Raw genomic sequence first — 17,315 nt, 5'->3', positions numbered from 1 at the left:
ACCACTATAAAGTAATAGAGGCATAAGAGCATCCCGTCGGATAACTCTTATGCCTCTAAGCTTAGTATTTTTGTTTTGCCTCGAATGTGGCCGCCCCACGTAAAAATAGCGAGAGAGGGATGTTTGAAATGAAACGAGAATTTTTAAAGGGCTTGGAATTATCAGAAGAACAGATCAACGCCATCATGGCTGAGCATGGCAAGGATGTGGAAGCCTCAAAGTCACAACTGACAGAACTAACCACTGAAACTGAGAGCCTCAAGGCGCAGATTGCCGACCGTGACAAGGACATTAAGTCACTTAAGAAGGATGCGGGCGACAATGAAGGCCTTTCTAAGCAGCTGACCGACCTCCAAGATAAGTACAAGACAGACACTGAAACTTTGACCCAGCAATTGAGCCAAACCAAGTTGAACGGGGCACTTAGCACTGCACTGACGGGTGCTAAGGTACGTAACCCTAAGGCTATTGAAGGCTTGCTCGATATGGATAAGGTCAAGCTCACTGACGAAGGTAAGCTAGAAGGCTTAGATGACCAGCTTAGTGCCCTCCGTAAGTCAGATGGGTATTTGTTTGATGGCGGCAAGCAAGTCAACTATGATCCGGCCGGTGGCAATGGTTCTGATGATTCTGACCAAGTTCAAACCTTAGTCGATGCATTTAAATAAAAGAAAGAAGGAATAATCTATGGCAACAATTAATTACGCTGACGCCTACCAACAGGCTATTCAGCAAGCATTCTATGATGGGCATCTATTCTCAGCCAACCTGTGGAACTCCCCATCTAACAGCACTATCAAGTTCGATGGTGCCAAGCACATTAAAGTACCAGTTTTAAAGATTGATGAAGGGCGCCGAGATCGGAAACGCCGGACAATTACGCAACCTAGTGCCAACTATTCCAACGACTGGGATTCATACGAACTGACCAATGAACGTTACTGGTCAACACTAGTAGATCCTTCAGACGTAGATGAATCTAACATGGTGATTTCGATTGCAAATATCACCAAGCAGTTCAACCTCGATGAAAAGATGCCTGAAATGGATCGTGAAATGTTCTCAAAGCTTTATCAGCAAAAGGTAGCAGCGGCTGATGGCGGTTTACACACTGACACGCTGGACGAAAAGAACATCCTGACGGCCTTCGATGACATGATGGTCAATTTCGATGAGCAACGGATTCCGCAAAACAACCGGGTATTGTACCTGACGCCTAAGAACAACGCAATTCTTAAGCGCGCCGAGGCTATGAACCGCGAGCTTAGTCTTAAGGACCCTAACAATGTCCAACGTACGGTCTACAGCATTGATGATGTGACTATTGTCGTGGTGCCATCAGACTTAATGCAAACGGCATTTGACTTCAGTGTTGGCTCTAAGGCAGTGGATGACGCTAAGCAAATCGAGATGTTCTTAATCTACAACGGTGTTCAGATTGCCCCACAAAAGTACAGCTTTGTTGGGTTTGACGCACCTAGTGCCGCTAACAGTGGTAACTACCTGTACTACGAACAATCTTACGATGATGTGTTGTTACTCAAGACTAAGACGAAAGGTATCGAGTTCGTTACGTCTGATAAGGTAGCGGCCCCAAAAGCGTAGCCCCCGACAAACCGACCAGTGCCAGTACGGTAGCTGAGATTACTGCCTGGCTTGACGCTAACGGTATCAGCCATGATGGGGTAACCTTGAAGGCTGACCTGTTAGCGCTGGTACCGGCGGACTAAAGGGGGAATCCACATGGATAAGCATCCACGGCGAGACGAACTATTGAAACAACTCAATCTGCTTAACCCTGATGATGGGAGCAATCCTAGCTATCAGGTCATGCTGGAGTTTGCTTTCGACAAAGTGGCTCAGGACGTAGCCAACTACACGCACTTGCATGTTACGGGGCTTCCTGTTGAGCTTGACACAGTTTTGGTGGGCTTATGCCAGCAGTTTCTAGCAACTCATCAGCTACTCACACCAATTGCTGACCGAGATGGAGACGTTAAGACACTCAGCGAAGGTGACACGTCCGTAACTTTTAAGTCGGTTGGTGAGGTGTATGCAGAGTCACAGTCGGTGAATTCATTGACTGATAACTACACCGCTCAGCTCAATTCATTTCGGGTGGTGAAGCGATGAAAGCTGTATTTAGTAAGATGGGCAGCCAACTCACTAAGCTGTGGTTTGACCGAGCGACCATCACCGGTGTCAAGACGGTTAAGGACGGTGCCTTCACTGATACTGTGCCTGTGACCATCGTTGAGAATGAACCGGCCAAGGTGATTCTTAAGGGACTCAAGGCTAGTGATCAGACGTTTTTCGGGACGGATGCTTACGACGCCAAACTACTCATCCGAAATGGCCTAAAAATCCCTGCTGGTGTTGACATAGATGTGACTGATATAAATGGTCAGGTTACACACTATAAGCGCGCCAGCAAAGGATATGCCGGGTATGTGAGCCATCAAGAAGTAGCGATGGTCAGGGATGAGAAAGCGACTGAGGAGGTGGAGTAGATGGCATTCTTTACCGTCGATGTCGATGATGACGAGTTTCAAGCTTGGGCTAAAGAAGTTCAAGCCAAAGTTGCCAATCCGACTCACCTTAAGACTGAGCTTCAACATTCACTTAAACGGGTGGGCGTTCAGGCACAACGACGTGTCAGCAACACTACACCCGTTGATACCGGTAACTTGCGACGGGGATGGACCATTGGAGGCCCGTTTATCGGTGGGACCGTTATCTCACTTCAACTGTCCAACAACGTCGAATACGCGCCGTTCATTGAGAACGGTCACCGTACTCGCGGCGGAGGTGGCTGGGTCGAAGGTCGATTCATGCTCCGTGATACTGTGGAAGCCATTTCGGGTGAACTACCAGGCTTGTTGACGCCCGGTTTCATGAGTGCCATGGAGGGGCTACTATAGATGAATATTATTGAACGTATCGGCCAGTTACTGGGAACCATTGTCCCTGATGTTCCGATCTATCGCGAGAATCAGAAAGGCGGGTTTAAGGAACCGTCTTTTTATGTGTCAGCGGTTGGAAGCCGGGGCCAACCAGAATTGTTTGGCCGCCAGAAGCGAACGCATGGCTACCAAGTCGTTTACTTTCCGACCCCGAATAAACCGAACGCAGATATGGAGAGAATGGAGCAATTGTTGTTGGATCAGTTCCTGACGCTTCCTGAGTTCGCTCACATTCGGGACCGTAACTTCGGCCGGGTAGATGGGACACTGACAATAGATTTTAACGTTGTGCTCTGGACCCATCCTGTGGAAGATGGTACGAAACTACAGAAGATGGACCAAACGGAAAGGGTGAAGTAATGGCTACTCGAACTAAGAAAGCAACGGCCAAAACGGCCGCAAAGTATAGCAAGGCCTCACTGGTGAAAAGTGCCGGATTCAAGCCAATTGAGCGGGATATTCTCTCACTCAAGCTTGATGATAAGGTGCTCTACTCACTGGATGAGGCAAAGAAAATCATTCGGAATACTAAAGGAGGAATTTAAATGGCTGGAGGAACATGGACCACGCAAAACAAGCGGCGCCCTGGTGCCTATATCAATACCAAGGGAGTTGCCCAAGCCAAGCCTGATACGACGCTGGGCCGAACACTCTTAATCAACTCAGAGAAGTTGAATTGGGGCGCTAACGGCGTTACGGAAGTCGATGCAGGGACGGATTTTAAAGCTGTTCTGGGGACTACCCTAGACAAGCTGGTAACTTTAAAAGAAACGCTAAAGGGAGCACTTACGGTGCTCTTTTTGAATACCAACAGTGGTGAGAAGGCCACGGTAGCTCCCGAAGCCTTACCATGGGCCTTCACAGCTAAGTATGCTGGAACTAAAGGGAACGACCTGACTATCTCAGTCGAAAAGGATCCAGCAGACACCACTCTGGTGACTATCACGACCCTTTTCGGTACTGAAGTAGTCAACGAGCAATCCCTCCGGACTACCAATGCTGCAGGCCTGGAGGCTAACGCCTATGTGGATGTCGCATTTACCGCAGAAGGAGCAGCCGAAAAGTTAGACGCCTTGTCTGCTACCACAACCTACCCATTAGTTGGTGGGACTACCAAGCCAACCGACGTGACGGACGTGCTGAACGATGTCATGGGGACGGAGAACTACAATGTGGTTACGACTGCCGGCTTTGCTGTGGACAATGACATCCACGGCCTGGTAGCGGCCGCAACGAAGCGACTTCGGGAGGACGAGGGCTACAAGATTCGTGCAGTGGTTCCAGGTCAAGAAGGCGGCACTAAGTACGATTACGAAGGTGTGTCAGTGGTCAACAATGGTGTTGAACTGACTGATGGTACTGTGCTTACGACTACTCAGGCGGCTGGCTGGTTTGCTGGGGCTTCCTCAGCGGCTGACGAAGCGACCTCGCTCACTTATACCGCTTATCCTGACGCAGTGGCTGCTAGTCCCAAACGGACGAACGAGCAGACTATCACAGCCCTTAACGCTGGGCAAGTTGTTTTCACCACCCGGCGCGATGGAACCGTGGTGGTTGAACAGGACATTAATTCGTTGCTGACGGTGACAGACGACAAGCCTAAGAGCTTCCAGAAGAACCGGACTATGCGGACGTTGGACACCATTGCAATGAATACGTCTGAATCCTTTGAGGATAGTTTCATCGGTAAGGTTGGGAATGATGCTACCGGCCGGGGCCTGTTCAAGGCTGACCGGGCCACTTATTTGCAAGGCCTTGCGGATGCACGAGTCATTCAAGCATTCGACCCAGAAGACATTACGGTTGATCCAGGTACTGATGCCGATGCAATCGTGGTTACTTTGGGGATTACTCCGATTGACTCAATGGAGAAGCTGTACATGACGATTAATGTTGGATAGGAGGGAATTATAAATGAGTGAAATTAAAACGCTCGCGCAAGTCTTAAATGGCCGAGACACTATCTCTACCAAAGATGCACGAATCTACACTAAGATTAATGGCAAAGTCCGAAACATGATTGAGTGCAATAAATTCTCAGCAAAGTGGGAAAAGAACAAGGAAGACGTTCAGACGCTCGGCTCACGTATTAAGCGTAAGAAGGTTACTGGTGTGGAAGGTACCGGCTCTCTAGGCGGATACCTTGTCGCGTCAAACTGGATGAAGTATGCGATGCCATACGTTCGTGGTGGCAAGGACCTTTATTTTGAAGTCATTATGGACATTGAAGACCCAACGTCTGCCGCTGGGAAACAAAGTATTCAGCTGCTTAATGTCAACTTGGACGATATTCCAATCGCCGATTTTGAAGCAGACGATGGCGTCATGGAGTTTGAGACGGACTTTACGTTTGAAGATTCTCAGCTGTTGCAACCATTTACCGGATTCGAAGACTAACAATAGGAGGCCACTGACATGGCAGAAGCAAAGACGCAAGTATCAGTTAAAGATTTTTTACGAAAGCGAGAAATGGCGACCAAGGAAGTGAAGTTCAAGGGCTTCTCGGCCCCATTTGTCATTCGTGAGATTACGAATGAAGAAAATGAACGACTGCAAAAGTCAGTGACTAAGGTTACCAAGACACGGTCCGGACAAGTTGTTCAAAACATGGATCAGGATGAGTATGCTAAGGACTTACTTCTTACCTCAGTGGTTCAACCTGACTTAGATTCTGAGGACTTACAGAAGTTCTATGGTACGCTTGCGGATCCTTATGGGACGTTAAAGAAAATGCTATCCATTGGTGAATTCACGGCGTTGGTACAAGAAGTTAATAAGCTGTCCGGTGCAGATGAAGCCTTGGATGACAAGATGGAAGCTGCAAAAAACTAATTAAGTCTGGTCGTGGCGCAGAGCTGTGGTATTACCACTACGCCATGTTTGAATTTGGCTGGCTGCCAGCGCAGTGGGCCAATCTGGACGTGGATGAAAAAGCTTTAGTCATAGCCGGAATTGATAACCGAATCGAAGAAGAGAAGAAGCAACAGAAGAAAATGGAACGGAAGGCCAGGTCGTAGTGATCTGGCCTATTTTCATAGAAAGGAGGGGAATAAATGGCAGGGACTGTTAGCGCAACGATTAAAATTAATGACGCCTTTAGTGGAGCGCTAAATAAATTGAAGTCGGGTTTAGGTAGTAGCGCAACGGCAATGAATAAACTTAAAAGCAATACCTCTGCGTCAAGCAGTGGCGGCGGTATGTTTAAACAGTTCTTAGGGGCTAACGTTATTGGTGCTGGAGTCACGAAGGCTATGGGTGCAATTGGTAATGGTGTTCGTAGTATGTATGGTGAACTCGATGAGTCTAGTCGTGCATGGCAAACATTTAACGGCAACATGAAAATGATTGGCCAGAGTCCTAAGCAGATTGCTTCCACACGGGGCGATTTGCAAAAGTTCGCTCAGCAGACCATCTATTCGGCGTCCGATATGGCATCCACCTATAGCCAGTTAGCCGCTGTTGGTACGAAGGACACAAAGTCATTAGTTAAAGGGTTTGGTGGCCTTGCGTCCGCTTCTTCAGACCCACAACAGGCCATGAAGACTTTAAGTCAACAGGCTACGCAAGCCGCTGCTAAACCTAAGATTCAATGGCAAGACTTTAAGCTCATGATGGAGCAAACTCCCGCTGGGATGGCCGCTGTGGCCAAGACTATGCACCGAAGCACTGGTCAGCTGGTTAAGGATGTTCAGGACGGTAAGGTTAAGACCAACGATTTCTTTGCGGCTATTGCTAAGACTGGTACTAACAAGAACTTTAGTAAAATGGCGACCCAGTACAAGACGGTTGGTCAAGCGATGGATGGTCTTAAAGAAACGTTGGCCAACAAAATGCAGCCGGCATTCGATAAGGTCAGCAAAGTCGGTATCAATGCTATCAGCGGGATTACCGATAAAATTGGCAATGTCAATTTTGATGGCTTAGCTGATGGCCTTTTGGGATTAGGTCCGAAGATTATGGCCGGTTTACAACCGTTGAAGATGGTAGCGCCATATGTAATAGCGGCTGTTGGAGCATTTGCTGGTATTTCAGCTATTTCAAGCATTTTGACTAGTGTTTCTGCCGGAGCTGAGGCGGCTGGCATGGGCCTAATAAATTTTGTCACTAAGATTCAGGCAATGCCGGCACAAATAGTTTCGGTGTTTAGTACCATTGGCAGCGCGTTCGGCGCGCTTGGAACCCCAATCATAATCGCTTTAGCTGTGGTAACAGTTGCTGTTGTGGCTGCTGTTTATGCTTGGCAGACAAACTTTGCTGGAATTAGGGACTTCATGAGTAGCGTTTTCGGCAATATGGGGAGCATCTTTGCTCCACTAGTCAGTGCGTTTGATGAGTTGAAGTCGGCGCTAGCACCAGTTGCCAACGTACTGTTACCAATGTTGGGACAGGCATTAGGAATGATTGGGGTCGGTGTCATTGTAAGCATTGCAGTTGCATTCGCCGCACTTGCTGATGCTTTAAGAATTGTCGTAAGTGTTGGAGCGGCTGTTGTTCATGCTGTTATGGCTATTGTACAAGGGATGCAAGCACTTCATCAGGCCATGACGGGAGACTTTAGCGGTGCAGCCAGTTCTTTGTCTAAGGCGAAGAATAGCATTAGTGGAATTGGCGATGCGCTAAGCCACATCGGTGATAAGTCTGCTACCAGCCAAGTGCTGTCCTCTCTGGACCAGCTTGGATCAAAGGCAAGTAGCACAAAGAGTCAGTTAAGTAATATTCAGGTTAAGCCCAAGTTGGATACATCTAATGTATTTTCTCAGATGGATCAAATGACCGCTGGTAAAACGGCAAAGGTAAACGTTAAACCTGAGATTCAGGCTGGGGCCAATCCTTTTGCAACGATTCAGGCACAAGCTGACTCCCACCCAGTCAAAACGAAGGCTCAGGTGGATACTACTGGCGTCGGCAATCCGTTGAAACAGTTGCAGTCACAGGCTTCGGCTAATCCAATCAAGGCTAAGGTTCAAGCAGATACATCTTCCACGGCTGATCCTTTCCAACAGATTAAGTCAAAGGCGGCATCTACAACCATCAAGCCTAAAGTGGAAACGCCTAAGGTACCAACACCGACAATGCCTAAAGGTCAGACTCTTCATGTCAAAGTCGCTACGCCGAAGATTCCTACTCCGACGCGGCCGGCTTCTATGCCAACTCTTCACGTCAAAGTGGCTACACCTAAGATTCCAACGCCAACTAAACCAACTATGCCGACTATCGCTGCGCCACACGTTATGCGTCCCTCGATGGCTGGTGTTGTTTCAGCGGTTGCGTCTGGTATGCGAGGTGCGGCGGCCGCTGCCCGTCAAGGCGGTGCTGGTATCTCTGCTGCTGTACGAAGTTCAATCGCACAAGCGGTGGGTGCTGCTAGAGCGGGCGCCGGGGCCATGCGCTCAGCCGGAGCCATGATTGGTGCTGGGCTAGCTGGTGGTATGCGTTCCCAAGTCGGGGCCGTTGCCGCTGCTGCTAACGCACTGGTCGCTCAAGCTGACCGTGCGGCTCGGGCCGCTGCTAAGATTCACTCGCCTTCCCGTGTGTTCGCTGAGATTGGGGACTATATGGGTCAAGGGATGGCAGTCGGTATGAACGGGACGAGTTCATTAGTTGCGGGTGCCGGGGCCACCATGGCGCACTCTGCTGTGGGTGGAGCACGAGGGGCAACGATGCCGGAATTCAACCCTAACGCATCGACTCCTAGTCATTCTCCCTTTGTCCGAGGAGTGGCATCAGGCTCTAGTACAACCAACGCCACTACCACCAACAGTAATCAGCGAAACGGCGGGACTCATGTCACGTTTGCCGCCGGTGCCATCCAGATTCAAAGCACTGGTAACGCCGACTACGACGGTGAGCGCATCGCCGCGGCACTAGAATCTCACTTAATCAATTTGAAGGAACGGAGGGGTTAGCATGGCTGGCATGCAATTCAAACTAACTGACAGTAAGAATAAGACGTTTGCACTACCGCTCAATCCAGAAGAGATTCTGATTGGTGGAGGCACCGAGGACTCCACCGTTTCGGTGATTAAGTTGGGACAAATCAACCTTACTGGTGATGAGAAGATTAAGAGCATCGAGATTAAAAGTACAATTCCGGTCAAGCCGAAAGAAGCTCATTATCTCAGCGTTTCAAAGCCTTATGCCAAAGGTCAAACTTATCTGGATAAGCTCAATAAGATGTATAAGTCTAAGAAGCAGGTCCGACTGGTGGTTACTAAAACTAAGATTAGCTTTAAGGGGACTATGTCCGAATTCCAGTATGGTATGACAGGCGGCAACTCTAATGAGTATATCTACACGCTTAAATTGACTGAGAAAAAGCCCCATAAAGCTAAGAAGGTCAAGACTAGCAAAAAGAAGAAAAAGTCCAAGGTCGCTAAGAAGGGCAAGTCTCGCTCGGCCCCACCCGGTAAGGTGGGACGGGGTTCTAAGGTTGTCGTGAATGGCCGGCTCCATGCTGGCTCGAATGGCAGCGGCCCCGGGATGACAGAACGGAACGCCACCCGAAAAATCTCGTTGATTGCTAAGGGTGCCAAGTACCCCTATCACGTCACTACGCTTAGTGGCGGAGCTCGCGGCTGGGTATCTAAGTCAGCAGTAAAGGCGGTGTAGGTGATGGCAGTAACTTTTTTTCAATCGCAGACGCCGGGGAGTAAGACCAAGTGGGACCTACGTGAGATTTTAAAGACTGATATCAAGTGGACGACTGACATCGACTTCTCAGCCGGTCAGCTGACTTTTGGCCTGGTTGAAGTTGACGAAGGGTACACGCCTAAGAACGGGGATGTAATCTGGTTCAACTGGGACCATGATCACGTCTTCAAAGGCAAAGTCTTCAAGGTCGATTACGATGAGTCCGAAGTTTTCAGTGTGACGGCCTACGACAGCCTTCGATACTTTAAAAACCAGGACTCGCTTATCTGGCCGGTGTCGACTATCTCGCAACGTTTCACTAAGGTGGCGAAACTAGCCGGCGTGAAGCATAAGGTGGTGGACAAGTCGACTCACAAGCTAGTTGCTGAGGTTGCCGACAGTAAGAGCTATTTCGATATGCTGAAAGCTTCATTCAAGTCGACGCGGCTGGCTACGGGACACCGGTATTTTCTGCATGACAATTATGGAACCGTTGAGTTGCGTCGCTCGCCGTACAAGAAGCTCAAGAATATTATTGGTGACAGGTCGCAGCTGACCGGTTTTTCCTTAAGTAAGAGTATTGATGAGGCTGCTAATGTCGTCCGGGTAGTCCGAACTGACAAGAAAAAGAAGCAGAAGTCCTCATCCACGGCCAAAGCCAAGAAACAGACTGCGGCCCAGAAGAAGGCTGCTGACGTAGCCAACACCAGACTGAAGACTGTCACGGCCGCCGGCAACTCGGTTGACCGCTGGGGTAAGTTACAGATTGTCGAGAAAGCCAAGGACAAGGCCAACGCGGCGCAAATGAAGCAGAAGGCCAAGGATATTCTTAAGTCTAAGAATAAACAGACCTACACTTTAAAGCTGACGACGCTGGCTACCTTGTCGATGGTGCCGGGCAATGAAGCTTTGGTGAAGGTGAAAAGCTTGAAAGATATTGGCTTAGGCAGCAAGTATTTGCTGATTACGAAGGCCACCCATACTTTTGGGACTACCAGTCATACGGCCGAGCTTGAAATGAAGGTGAGAATCTAATGGCGGGAGAGACAATGTTGAATTGGTGGGCCAGCCGTGGCGGTCCGGATAGCGAGTATTCAGACATCGTGTTTGGCACGGTCGTTACTGAAGACCCACTGGCCATTCAAATTTCAAACCAGATGACACTTACCGAAGCATTTTTGAATCTTAGTGAATCGGTCACCGACCATAAGGTGAAGGTGAAGCTTGATGGCGAAGAGAAGACGGTCACTATTCTGGGGGCTCTCAAAAAGGGCGACGGAGTCACAATGATTCGCCAGGATGGTGGCCAACAATTTTATGTACTAGAGAAGACGGGAGGTGACGAAGATGAATGACGATGAACTAGAAGAAGTTGAGACCGAGGACGTGGTTGATGAGGTCGAAGACGAGGTTGAGGAGGAGACACTTTCCAGCTACACGTACCTAGTCCGGGATGGTCGAATCATCTCAATGGTCGATGGACAGGCTGCTATGGTACAAGCTGTGGACAAGATTCTTCAAACGGAACGTTTTGTCTATCCCATTTACGATGATCAGTACGGTAATGACTTCGAAGAACTAATTGGCAAGGATTTTGACTACGCAGAAGTTGAAATCGACCGAATGCTGACTGAAGCTTTGGAGGCCGACGACCGGGTCACTGATGTGTCGATTGATGAGACTGAGCGGGTCGACGCCACTACGCTACGAGTCGCCGGGTCCTGTGAGACCATCTTCGGCACCATCCCAATTGATAGTGAGGTGACACTTAGTGAATCCTGAAACACTGATTGCAGAACTAGAGTCTCATGACTTCGATTACTTCATGGATTCCATGCTTGATGAAGTGTCCGATGGCGTAGACAAGCGACAAGGGTCAATCATTTACGACGCGATGGCCCCGGCCGCTACACTGATGGCTGAGCAATCGCTGAACATGGCAAATATCGTGCGTGCCACGTACACACAGACGGCCCCAGGCGAGTTTTTGGACTACCGAGGACCAGAGAGAGGGCTGGCGCGTCAGACTGCCACCGCGGCGCAAGTTAGCGCCGAGTTCTTAGACTCAAAGGGTGTTCCAGTCAGCAATGTTGAGGTTGGCGACCAGTTCGCAAGTGTAGGTGAAGAACCTATCTTCTACCACGTTCTGGAGGTCAACGAAGACTTAACTGGGCTGCTTGTTGCTGAGGAGACCGGTACGCGGGCCAACGGCTATCTCGGACAGATTCTCCCGGTCACACCGAACGATGCGCTGAGTTGGGCGGAAATCCTTTCTGTGGACGTGCCGGCGAAGGACGACGAAACCGACGACCATTTCCGGGACCGCTTGCTCTCACCGGATGCCTACAATGCTTATGGTGGGAACGTGGCCGACTACATGGACATGCTCAGCAAGATTGATTCTGTGGGTGCCGGTCAGGTCTATCCAGCATGGCAGGGCGGCGGAACAGTCGAGCTGGTCATCCTGAACAACTCTAAAAGGGCCGCTAGTCCTGAGTTAGTCAAGCAAGTCAAAGAACAGATTGACCCACCGGACACAGAAGGTCAGGGATACGGTCTAGCGCCTATCGACCATCTGGTGACGGTGGTTGCGCCCACAGAGGTGCCGATTAGTATCGAGACGAGTATCACGCCGGACACGTCTACTACGGTGGATGGCCTGAAGACGGCAATTGAAGCAGGTATCGAGAGCTATTTTGTCCAACGTCGCGAGGCGTGGGATGACATCGACAAGGTGACAGGCCGGGGGTACTCGCTCACGGTCTACCGGTCACAGATTCTGACAGAGATTATGAAGGTCGAAGGGGTCATCAATGCTACGCTACCAGTTCTTAACGGGTCCGATAGTGATGTGAAGATGACCTTTACGAACGATACTTCCGAACTTCCAGTGGTTGGCGAGGTGACGCTTAATGCTTAACTTAAAGGACTATCTGCCTAGCTACTACGACGGTGTGCGTGAGATGCAACGTCTTATGGAAGTTGAGCAAAAGATGGGTGACCGGTTCGGTGATTCGGAGGAAAGACTGCTGATGAATCAGTTTGTCATGCAGGCTGATTCCGAGGGCTTAGCACTCTTTGAGTATCAGCTAGGGATTCCAACCGATTACACCAAGTCACTAGAGTCCCGCCAGTATGATGTGCTTATGCGAATTTTGCCGCCCCGGCCAATCACTATCCGATATTTTCAGGAGCTGATTCAGTCACTGGATATTTCTGCGGTGGTAGACGTGGACCACATCAGGAGTCACGTTGACACGATGAGTGAGGCTCACGACATCACGCCGGAGCAAATCAAGCGGCTACGGTACTTGCTGAACGTCTATTTACCAGTAAACATGACCTATCAGATTCGGACACAGACGGCGGTTGAGACTCAGCTAGACTTCTATCTGGGAGCTATTCAAAACGTGGCTGTTGCGACGGTGGTCATGCCTGACCTGGACGCAGCTACGGATACGACTCAGGAGCTGTATGCGGGCGCAATTAAGCCTGATGTGGCTGTCGCAACCATGGTAAGAGAAGGAGGGGAGAATTTGAATGAGTAAATATAATAAGTCAAAACTGACGATGGCTGGGAAGCTACTGGCCAGTTTGGCAGCTAACGGTAAGGCTAAGTTTGAGATTACTCGTGCGGCCTCCACGGCTGATAATCTTAGTGGAGTTGATTTGGACAGTCTGGAGGCTCTGCCAAATGAAGTTCAGTCAGCAGATATTGTTGACCAAGTAAAGCCGATTGATGGGAACGCCGCAGTAACGGGGACAGAGGTCCAATTCGTCAATGAGAAATTAGATGAAAGCTACCTTATTCAAGCTATTGGACTGTATGCCACAAAGGATGGGGAAGATAAGGAACAGCTCTACGCGGTTATCACTGCTGAGACGCCGGAGCTTATGCCGGATTATGCGGATAAAGTCTGGTTCCGCTTCACGTCGACCATCTACGTGATTGTTGGGGATGTAGCTAACGTCACGGTCAACATCACACCCACAGGCTTAGCGAGCCGTGAGTATGTCGACAGGGCCATTGAAGAACATAAGGTAATCTTGCCAGAGAGCTTAATGTACTCGGACAAGGATGCAACGGTGGCAGCACTGTGGAAATACACGCAGGACCCGGTTAATGCGAATGATAGTCCTTATGTGGCTAAGGAAACGGCTGATAAGGGCTACGTTCGGGATAATGGTGACAGCTCCATCACCTATGGGGACAATGTAACCATCAATCCAGCTGATAAGAGCCATGTGGTGCAACGGCGTGAAAATGGGACGGCCGAGGCGACCAACTATGACGCTGGTGATTTGACGATTGATAAGGATCTAGAAGTGCTCGGTGCCAAAGTGTTCCACGAGTCGGATGATTATCAGAGTTTTGGTGATACCCATGACAGCGCAGTTATTTTCGTTGTTGAGGACCCGGCCACTGATACCAGTGAGACAACTAGCTAGGAGGCGGAAGGATGCAAGTTGGTAATAAGCGAGTTAGGAAAGTGTTAGTTGGTGGTGAGGTAGTCTACCGAGATTCTGGTGGTTGGATTCCGTTGGAGCTGCCTGATGGTGTGAATGGATTAGTATTTTTCAGGGATAACGAAGATGGAACAGCAAGCTTATTGGGAAACTGTTCTTTTCTGTATAAGACTAAGAAATTTTGTATTCTAAATCCACCAAAAGAATATGCGTTTACTAGTTTCAATTGGAAGTCACCGGGGACAAACGATACTAGATATTTGCATTCAGCAGGTATTTATGGTGCAAACCAAGCGGTTTTTATTCCGGAAGTCGCGAGTGGTGCACTCTTTTTTACAGGGAGTAGTGCGCCAGTGGCGCCATCATACCAGACATTTATGTTCAACTTTTGTTTGGGATATACAACTATGGATACGAGTGACTCAAGTCCAGCAATAATTGGTATTGAAAAAGTGTAGGAGGTAGCGTTATGAATAACAAGTTAACCCTATTTATCATGGGGGGGGGTAGAAATACCCCGCTGAGCCACCAGATTGTGGGTGGTGCCCTATGACAGTCTTAGTAGGTGACAAAAAAGTTAAGAAAATTATTGCTGGTGGAAACTTATTTCTTTCGGTTGATGATATTTGGCAAAAATATGATGGTGTACGAAGTATGACTGGCGGAGTGATGCTAAGTAATTTATCCCATGGGATTTTATCGTTAACTGGAATTGTCAGTACACAATCGATGTATTGCAAGATAGTACCTCCTGATGGATTTATTTTTTCAAAGTTCGTTTCTACCGGTACAAAGACTGATACTTCTAATAAGGTTAGTGGTAATTATGGTGCATCAGATTATCGGCTTGGAAAATTCGTCATTAACGATTCTGGAACGGAAGCAGCTGTGATGATGCAGGACGATGTGGCGTATGTATTGTCGAGGCAAGAATTCTTTGTTGGTATTGGTTCTCCGGTCGGTATTCAACTAGAGAGGATTGAGTAAGTATGAAACTAATTAATATTGTTAAATTATCGGGGGGGGTAGAACCCACCTCTTAAATACTGGTTCTACTGCCTTGATGGGCGGTGAGCGAGTATGACCCAAGTAAGTATTGGTAAGGACAAATTAGTGAAAGTATTGATTGGAAATAAGGTTATCTGGGAGCAACCCGATTATGCCAACACTTGGTTTCACTGCCCGTTTGGTATTGGATTGAATACGCTTATGATGTTTGAACCAGGAACAAATACCGGTTACTTTGTAGTTGACGGGGGCTATATAAGCATATCAAATGGTTCTGCTGTAACGGATAGACTCATGTTGGAGTTACCTAAAGGGTTTCGATTTGGAGATAACAATCCGAAGACCATCAGTATGTCTTCCAACGTGGATGGTAGTTGTGAGGCCACTTACAACGGAAATAAATTGTACGTTAAATTTGGAAATTATGGTCAGTCTACTATCAACGGATCAATCAGAAGTCTTTATCTTAAAAATGGAACAATTTGGGGCTATCAATTCAACGTAATCAAGGAGGACTAAAACATGAACATTAAATTCACAAGCTACGATAAAATTCGGGGGGGGGGAACCCTCCAGACTTTCACTAACTAATTGGGGTACACCTCTTGCAGGAGGTGTAGCCTAATGGAAATGCGTATTGGCAATCAAAAGGTTACGAAGGTGCTGATTGGCGGACAAGTGTTATATGACCAAGAAAATGAGTGGCAGATACTAACAGGTTCCAGTGACTTTTTTACAAGTTATACGATGTTGTATCGGATTCACAGAGAAGAGAGATATATCGAAGCAACTATTGGTGGAAAGACCCAATCAGATTTAGGTGCTAAGACAGTGTTTATTGATCTATCCAATATGGTATCAAAAATCACTAAGTGTAGTTTTGTGATTGCTCGGGACACTTTTATTTCCACACAGACGGTAAGTCTTTTAGATGGCGCGAGGTTGTATACTAATGCAAATAATGGAAATGGATATGGGGCTGGCTATACGGTCTCATCAGTTGGCCAAGATGGAGGCCCGTTTGTAAAGATTTATTATGACAAGCTAGTTAAGGAGTGATGAACAATGGAAGAAAAAACGATTAAGACCTATTGGAACCTGGATCCCGATAGTGGGGTGCCCTTGGCGCAACCAACTGGTGAAGAAACTAAGGGATGGACAGTGCTGTACCTGTTACCTGAGACCCTGGAATCAGTACAGCGGTATTGGAAAAACTACGTTTACACGGCCGGCGTCATGAAGCGCACAGCTAATTGGCTGCCTGACCTAAGCGTCGATCATCTCATCCACAACAATGAGTTAGCTCAGGAGACTATCACCCAGCTCAAGCAAACTCTTGCCGTCTTGGGTGGGGCCCAGGCTCAAACAACTGTGGACGTGCAAGGCGTTAAAAAAGATGTCACGGAAGTTAAGACGGCCACTAGTGCACTTGGCGGTCAGGTAGCTCAGATGATGGTTGCTCAGACACCAGCTCCGAACGTAGACGCGGAATAGGAGGAGAATTATGAATTATACGACAATCAAATTATTTTCAAGTTGGGGTATGCTGACCCCGGACTTGAACTGGTACCGGGAACATGACTTCATCACCGACGAACAGTATAAGGACATCTCAGGCACCGACTACAAGCCAGCAGTGGCATAGGGGGTGCTTTTCTTATGGATAAAAAGTTATACCGACACTATAAGAAAAATCAGTTCTGGTTCTGGTCCGCCGTCGAGACCTATGCTATCGCGCTCGTTTTCATCATCCAAGTGAACTTCTTCGACTTGAAGCCCCCAGCGCACACTATGCTGGGGTTCCTAGATGACCCCGTCTCAATCTTCCTAATTGGGGTGATTGGGACGTTTACGGCGGTTTACTCAATCTGGGATTTCCACTGGTTCTATGCCCGGCCGATTATGATTGGCTGCCTAGTCTTTGTGTGGATGTCGTTCTTTCTGGGCTTCCTGGTGCACGATATGGAGATGGGGGCGCTTATCAGTCCGGGGGCCGTGCTGACTGGCGGGGTGATTTGTCGGATTGTGAGCTATGCATTTACAGGGGATGATTAAAGTTGAGCGACAAGGTATTTACGGCCATTCTCTCTGCAATTTCAGCTATTGCGGTTGGCTACGTGCCTGTATGGGTGGCTCGGATTAACGCCGGAAAGCCGCCAACTAAAAATGATGAGATCAAGCGACTTAAGAGAGAGAATGACCGACTCAAACGAGAGAATGAAAAATTGAAGAAGCGAGGTGAGTAGC

Annotated in this window: 26 protein-coding genes; all 26 read left to right on the top strand. The window is 48.4% G+C overall.

The genetic code is table 11. The annotated features are described in order from the left end of the window. Positions 1–128 precede the first annotated feature (128 nt). The 26 genes from JUF13_RS07475 to JUF13_RS07350 all read left to right on the top strand — a co-directional run bounded on the left by JUF13_RS07475 (position 129) and on the right by JUF13_RS07350 (position 17,314). Complete coding sequence (locus JUF13_RS07475; RefSeq protein WP_203638899.1) at positions 129–668, top strand: phage scaffolding protein; 540 nt, start codon at positions 129–131, stop codon at positions 666–668. A 19-nt stretch (positions 669–687) separates the two neighbouring features. Next, positions 688–1,605, top strand: coding sequence for a capsid protein (locus JUF13_RS07470; RefSeq protein WP_236002683.1), 918 nt, complete (start codon positions 688–690; stop codon positions 1,603–1,605). A gap of 138 nt (positions 1,606–1,743) precedes the next feature. Beyond that, positions 1,744–2,133, top strand: coding sequence for a head-tail connector protein (locus JUF13_RS07465; protein WP_203638897.1), 390 nt, complete (start codon positions 1,744–1,746; stop codon positions 2,131–2,133). Beyond that, positions 2,130–2,510, top strand: coding sequence for a hypothetical protein (locus JUF13_RS07460; RefSeq protein ID WP_203638896.1), 381 nt, complete (start codon positions 2,130–2,132; stop codon positions 2,508–2,510). The genes JUF13_RS07465 and JUF13_RS07460 overlap by 4 nt, the downstream gene beginning before the upstream one ends. Beyond that, positions 2,511–2,921 (top strand): HK97 gp10 family phage protein, encoded by a 411-nt coding sequence (locus tag JUF13_RS07455; RefSeq protein WP_203638894.1) that lies wholly within the window; start codon positions 2,511–2,513, stop codon positions 2,919–2,921. Then, positions 2,922–3,323 carry a phage tail terminator family protein gene (locus tag JUF13_RS07450; RefSeq protein ID WP_203638892.1) on the top strand — a complete coding sequence of 134 codons (402 nt, stop codon included), beginning with the start codon at positions 2,922–2,924 and terminating at the stop codon, positions 3,321–3,323. Further along, positions 3,323–3,508, top strand: a complete 186-nt coding sequence (locus JUF13_RS07445; RefSeq protein ID WP_203638890.1) for a hypothetical protein — start codon at positions 3,323–3,325, stop codon at positions 3,506–3,508. The genes JUF13_RS07450 and JUF13_RS07445 overlap by 1 nt, the downstream gene beginning before the upstream one ends. Then, positions 3,509–4,864: a phage tail sheath family protein gene (locus JUF13_RS07440; RefSeq protein WP_203638888.1), complete on the top strand. Its 1,356-nt coding sequence runs from the start codon at positions 3,509–3,511 to the stop codon at positions 4,862–4,864. A 22-nt stretch (positions 4,865–4,886) separates the two neighbouring features. Then, a complete protein-coding gene (locus tag JUF13_RS07435) occupies positions 4,887–5,360 on the top strand; it encodes a phage tail tube protein (protein WP_203638904.1) in 474 nt (157 codons plus the stop codon). An 18-nt stretch (positions 5,361–5,378) separates the two neighbouring features. Then, complete coding sequence (locus tag JUF13_RS07430) at positions 5,379–5,795, top strand: phage tail assembly chaperone (RefSeq protein WP_203638886.1); 417 nt, start codon at positions 5,379–5,381, stop codon at positions 5,793–5,795. Positions 5,796–6,016: 221 nt separating this feature from the next. After that, a complete protein-coding gene (locus JUF13_RS07425) occupies positions 6,017–8,869 on the top strand; it encodes a tape measure protein (RefSeq protein ID WP_203638884.1) in 2,853 nt (950 codons plus the stop codon). A gap of 1 nt (position 8,870) precedes the next feature. Next, the gene (locus tag JUF13_RS07420; protein WP_203638882.1) at positions 8,871–9,572 is read left to right on the top strand and encodes a hypothetical protein; all 702 of its coding nucleotides are present in this window, start codon (positions 8,871–8,873) and stop codon (positions 9,570–9,572) included. Positions 9,573–9,575: 3 nt separating this feature from the next. After that, positions 9,576–10,628: an XkdQ/YqbQ family protein gene (locus tag JUF13_RS07415; RefSeq protein WP_203638880.1), complete on the top strand. Its 1,053-nt coding sequence runs from the start codon at positions 9,576–9,578 to the stop codon at positions 10,626–10,628. Further along, positions 10,628–10,948 (top strand): DUF2577 domain-containing protein, encoded by a 321-nt coding sequence (locus JUF13_RS07410; protein ID WP_203638878.1) that lies wholly within the window; start codon positions 10,628–10,630, stop codon positions 10,946–10,948. The genes JUF13_RS07415 and JUF13_RS07410 overlap by 1 nt, the downstream gene beginning before the upstream one ends. Beyond that, a complete protein-coding gene (locus tag JUF13_RS07405) occupies positions 10,941–11,375 on the top strand; it encodes a DUF2634 domain-containing protein (protein ID WP_203638876.1) in 435 nt (144 codons plus the stop codon). The genes JUF13_RS07410 and JUF13_RS07405 overlap by 8 nt, the downstream gene beginning before the upstream one ends. Continuing rightward, a complete protein-coding gene (locus JUF13_RS07400; RefSeq protein ID WP_203638874.1) occupies positions 11,365–12,513 on the top strand; it encodes a baseplate J/gp47 family protein in 1,149 nt (382 codons plus the stop codon). The genes JUF13_RS07405 and JUF13_RS07400 overlap by 11 nt, the downstream gene beginning before the upstream one ends. Next, positions 12,506–13,141 carry a putative phage tail protein gene (locus JUF13_RS07395; protein ID WP_203638872.1) on the top strand — a complete coding sequence of 212 codons (636 nt, stop codon included), beginning with the start codon at positions 12,506–12,508 and terminating at the stop codon, positions 13,139–13,141. The genes JUF13_RS07400 and JUF13_RS07395 overlap by 8 nt, the downstream gene beginning before the upstream one ends. Further along, on the top strand, positions 13,134–14,042 hold the full coding sequence (locus JUF13_RS07390; protein ID WP_203638870.1) for a hypothetical protein: 909 nt from the start codon (positions 13,134–13,136) through the stop codon (positions 14,040–14,042). Before JUF13_RS07395 ends, JUF13_RS07390 begins: the two co-directional genes overlap by 8 nt. An 11-nt stretch (positions 14,043–14,053) precedes the next feature. Continuing rightward, positions 14,054–14,518: a hypothetical protein gene (locus JUF13_RS07385; RefSeq protein WP_203638868.1), complete on the top strand. Its 465-nt coding sequence runs from the start codon at positions 14,054–14,056 to the stop codon at positions 14,516–14,518. Between the two features lie 91 nt (positions 14,519–14,609). Continuing rightward, the gene (locus tag JUF13_RS07380) at positions 14,610–15,047 is read left to right on the top strand and encodes a hypothetical protein (protein WP_203638866.1); all 438 of its coding nucleotides are present in this window, start codon (positions 14,610–14,612) and stop codon (positions 15,045–15,047) included. Positions 15,048–15,140: 93 nt separating this feature from the next. Beyond that, the gene (locus tag JUF13_RS07375) at positions 15,141–15,587 is read left to right on the top strand and encodes a hypothetical protein (protein WP_203638865.1); all 447 of its coding nucleotides are present in this window, start codon (positions 15,141–15,143) and stop codon (positions 15,585–15,587) included. A gap of 105 nt (positions 15,588–15,692) precedes the next feature. Continuing rightward, the gene (locus JUF13_RS07370) at positions 15,693–16,127 is read left to right on the top strand and encodes a hypothetical protein (protein WP_203638863.1); all 435 of its coding nucleotides are present in this window, start codon (positions 15,693–15,695) and stop codon (positions 16,125–16,127) included. Positions 16,128–16,133: 6 nt separating this feature from the next. After that, the gene (locus JUF13_RS07365) at positions 16,134–16,562 is read left to right on the top strand and encodes a hypothetical protein (protein WP_203638861.1); all 429 of its coding nucleotides are present in this window, start codon (positions 16,134–16,136) and stop codon (positions 16,560–16,562) included. A 10-nt stretch (positions 16,563–16,572) separates the two neighbouring features. Then, positions 16,573–16,713: a hypothetical protein gene (locus JUF13_RS07360; protein ID WP_203638859.1), complete on the top strand. Its 141-nt coding sequence runs from the start codon at positions 16,573–16,575 to the stop codon at positions 16,711–16,713. 14 nt (positions 16,714–16,727) lie between these two features. Beyond that, positions 16,728–17,123, top strand: a complete 396-nt coding sequence (locus tag JUF13_RS07355) for a hypothetical protein (RefSeq protein WP_203638858.1) — start codon at positions 16,728–16,730, stop codon at positions 17,121–17,123. A 2-nt stretch (positions 17,124–17,125) separates the two neighbouring features. Next, the gene (locus tag JUF13_RS07350; RefSeq protein WP_143463176.1) at positions 17,126–17,314 is read left to right on the top strand and encodes a hypothetical protein; all 189 of its coding nucleotides are present in this window, start codon (positions 17,126–17,128) and stop codon (positions 17,312–17,314) included. Position 17,315: the final 1 nt, after the last annotated feature.

This window comes from Levilactobacillus wangkuiensis, from assembly GCF_016861605.1.
In the GTDB taxonomy this organism is placed as follows: domain Bacteria; phylum Bacillota; class Bacilli; order Lactobacillales; family Lactobacillaceae; genus Levilactobacillus; species Levilactobacillus wangkuiensis.
This window is presented reverse-complemented; position numbering and strand designations above follow the sequence as displayed.

Coding starts and splice junctions, on each gene's coding strand:
- JUF13_RS07355 (WP_203638858.1), top strand. CDS start 16,728: ATGGATAAAAAGTTATACCGACACTATAAGAAAAATCAGTTCTGGTTC.
- JUF13_RS07405 (WP_203638876.1), top strand. CDS start 10,941: ATGAATGACGATGAACTAGAAGAAGTTGAGACCGAGGACGTGGTTGAT.
- JUF13_RS07430 (WP_203638886.1), top strand. CDS start 5,379: ATGGCAGAAGCAAAGACGCAAGTATCAGTTAAAGATTTTTTACGAAAG.
- JUF13_RS07360 (WP_203638859.1), top strand. CDS start 16,573: ATGAATTATACGACAATCAAATTATTTTCAAGTTGGGGTATGCTGACC.
- JUF13_RS07465 (WP_203638897.1), top strand. CDS start 1,744: ATGGATAAGCATCCACGGCGAGACGAACTATTGAAACAACTCAATCTG.
- JUF13_RS07475 (WP_203638899.1), top strand. CDS start 129: ATGAAACGAGAATTTTTAAAGGGCTTGGAATTATCAGAAGAACAGATC.
- JUF13_RS07440 (WP_203638888.1), top strand. CDS start 3,509: ATGGCTGGAGGAACATGGACCACGCAAAACAAGCGGCGCCCTGGTGCC.
- JUF13_RS07445 (WP_203638890.1), top strand. CDS start 3,323: ATGGCTACTCGAACTAAGAAAGCAACGGCCAAAACGGCCGCAAAGTAT.
- JUF13_RS07460 (WP_203638896.1), top strand. CDS start 2,130: ATGAAAGCTGTATTTAGTAAGATGGGCAGCCAACTCACTAAGCTGTGG.
- JUF13_RS07410 (WP_203638878.1), top strand. CDS start 10,628: ATGGCGGGAGAGACAATGTTGAATTGGTGGGCCAGCCGTGGCGGTCCG.
- JUF13_RS07425 (WP_203638884.1), top strand. CDS start 6,017: ATGGCAGGGACTGTTAGCGCAACGATTAAAATTAATGACGCCTTTAGT.
- JUF13_RS07385 (WP_203638868.1), top strand. CDS start 14,054: ATGCAAGTTGGTAATAAGCGAGTTAGGAAAGTGTTAGTTGGTGGTGAG.
- JUF13_RS07395 (WP_203638872.1), top strand. CDS start 12,506: ATGCTTAACTTAAAGGACTATCTGCCTAGCTACTACGACGGTGTGCGT.
- JUF13_RS07375 (WP_203638865.1), top strand. CDS start 15,141: ATGACCCAAGTAAGTATTGGTAAGGACAAATTAGTGAAAGTATTGATT.
- JUF13_RS07450 (WP_203638892.1), top strand. CDS start 2,922: ATGAATATTATTGAACGTATCGGCCAGTTACTGGGAACCATTGTCCCT.
- JUF13_RS07455 (WP_203638894.1), top strand. CDS start 2,511: ATGGCATTCTTTACCGTCGATGTCGATGATGACGAGTTTCAAGCTTGG.
- JUF13_RS07420 (WP_203638882.1), top strand. CDS start 8,871: ATGGCTGGCATGCAATTCAAACTAACTGACAGTAAGAATAAGACGTTT.
- JUF13_RS07415 (WP_203638880.1), top strand. CDS start 9,576: ATGGCAGTAACTTTTTTTCAATCGCAGACGCCGGGGAGTAAGACCAAG.
- JUF13_RS07470 (WP_236002683.1), top strand. CDS start 688: ATGGCAACAATTAATTACGCTGACGCCTACCAACAGGCTATTCAGCAA.
- JUF13_RS07390 (WP_203638870.1), top strand. CDS start 13,134: ATGAGTAAATATAATAAGTCAAAACTGACGATGGCTGGGAAGCTACTG.
- JUF13_RS07380 (WP_203638866.1), top strand. CDS start 14,610: ATGACAGTCTTAGTAGGTGACAAAAAAGTTAAGAAAATTATTGCTGGT.
- JUF13_RS07370 (WP_203638863.1), top strand. CDS start 15,693: ATGGAAATGCGTATTGGCAATCAAAAGGTTACGAAGGTGCTGATTGGC.
- JUF13_RS07365 (WP_203638861.1), top strand. CDS start 16,134: ATGGAAGAAAAAACGATTAAGACCTATTGGAACCTGGATCCCGATAGT.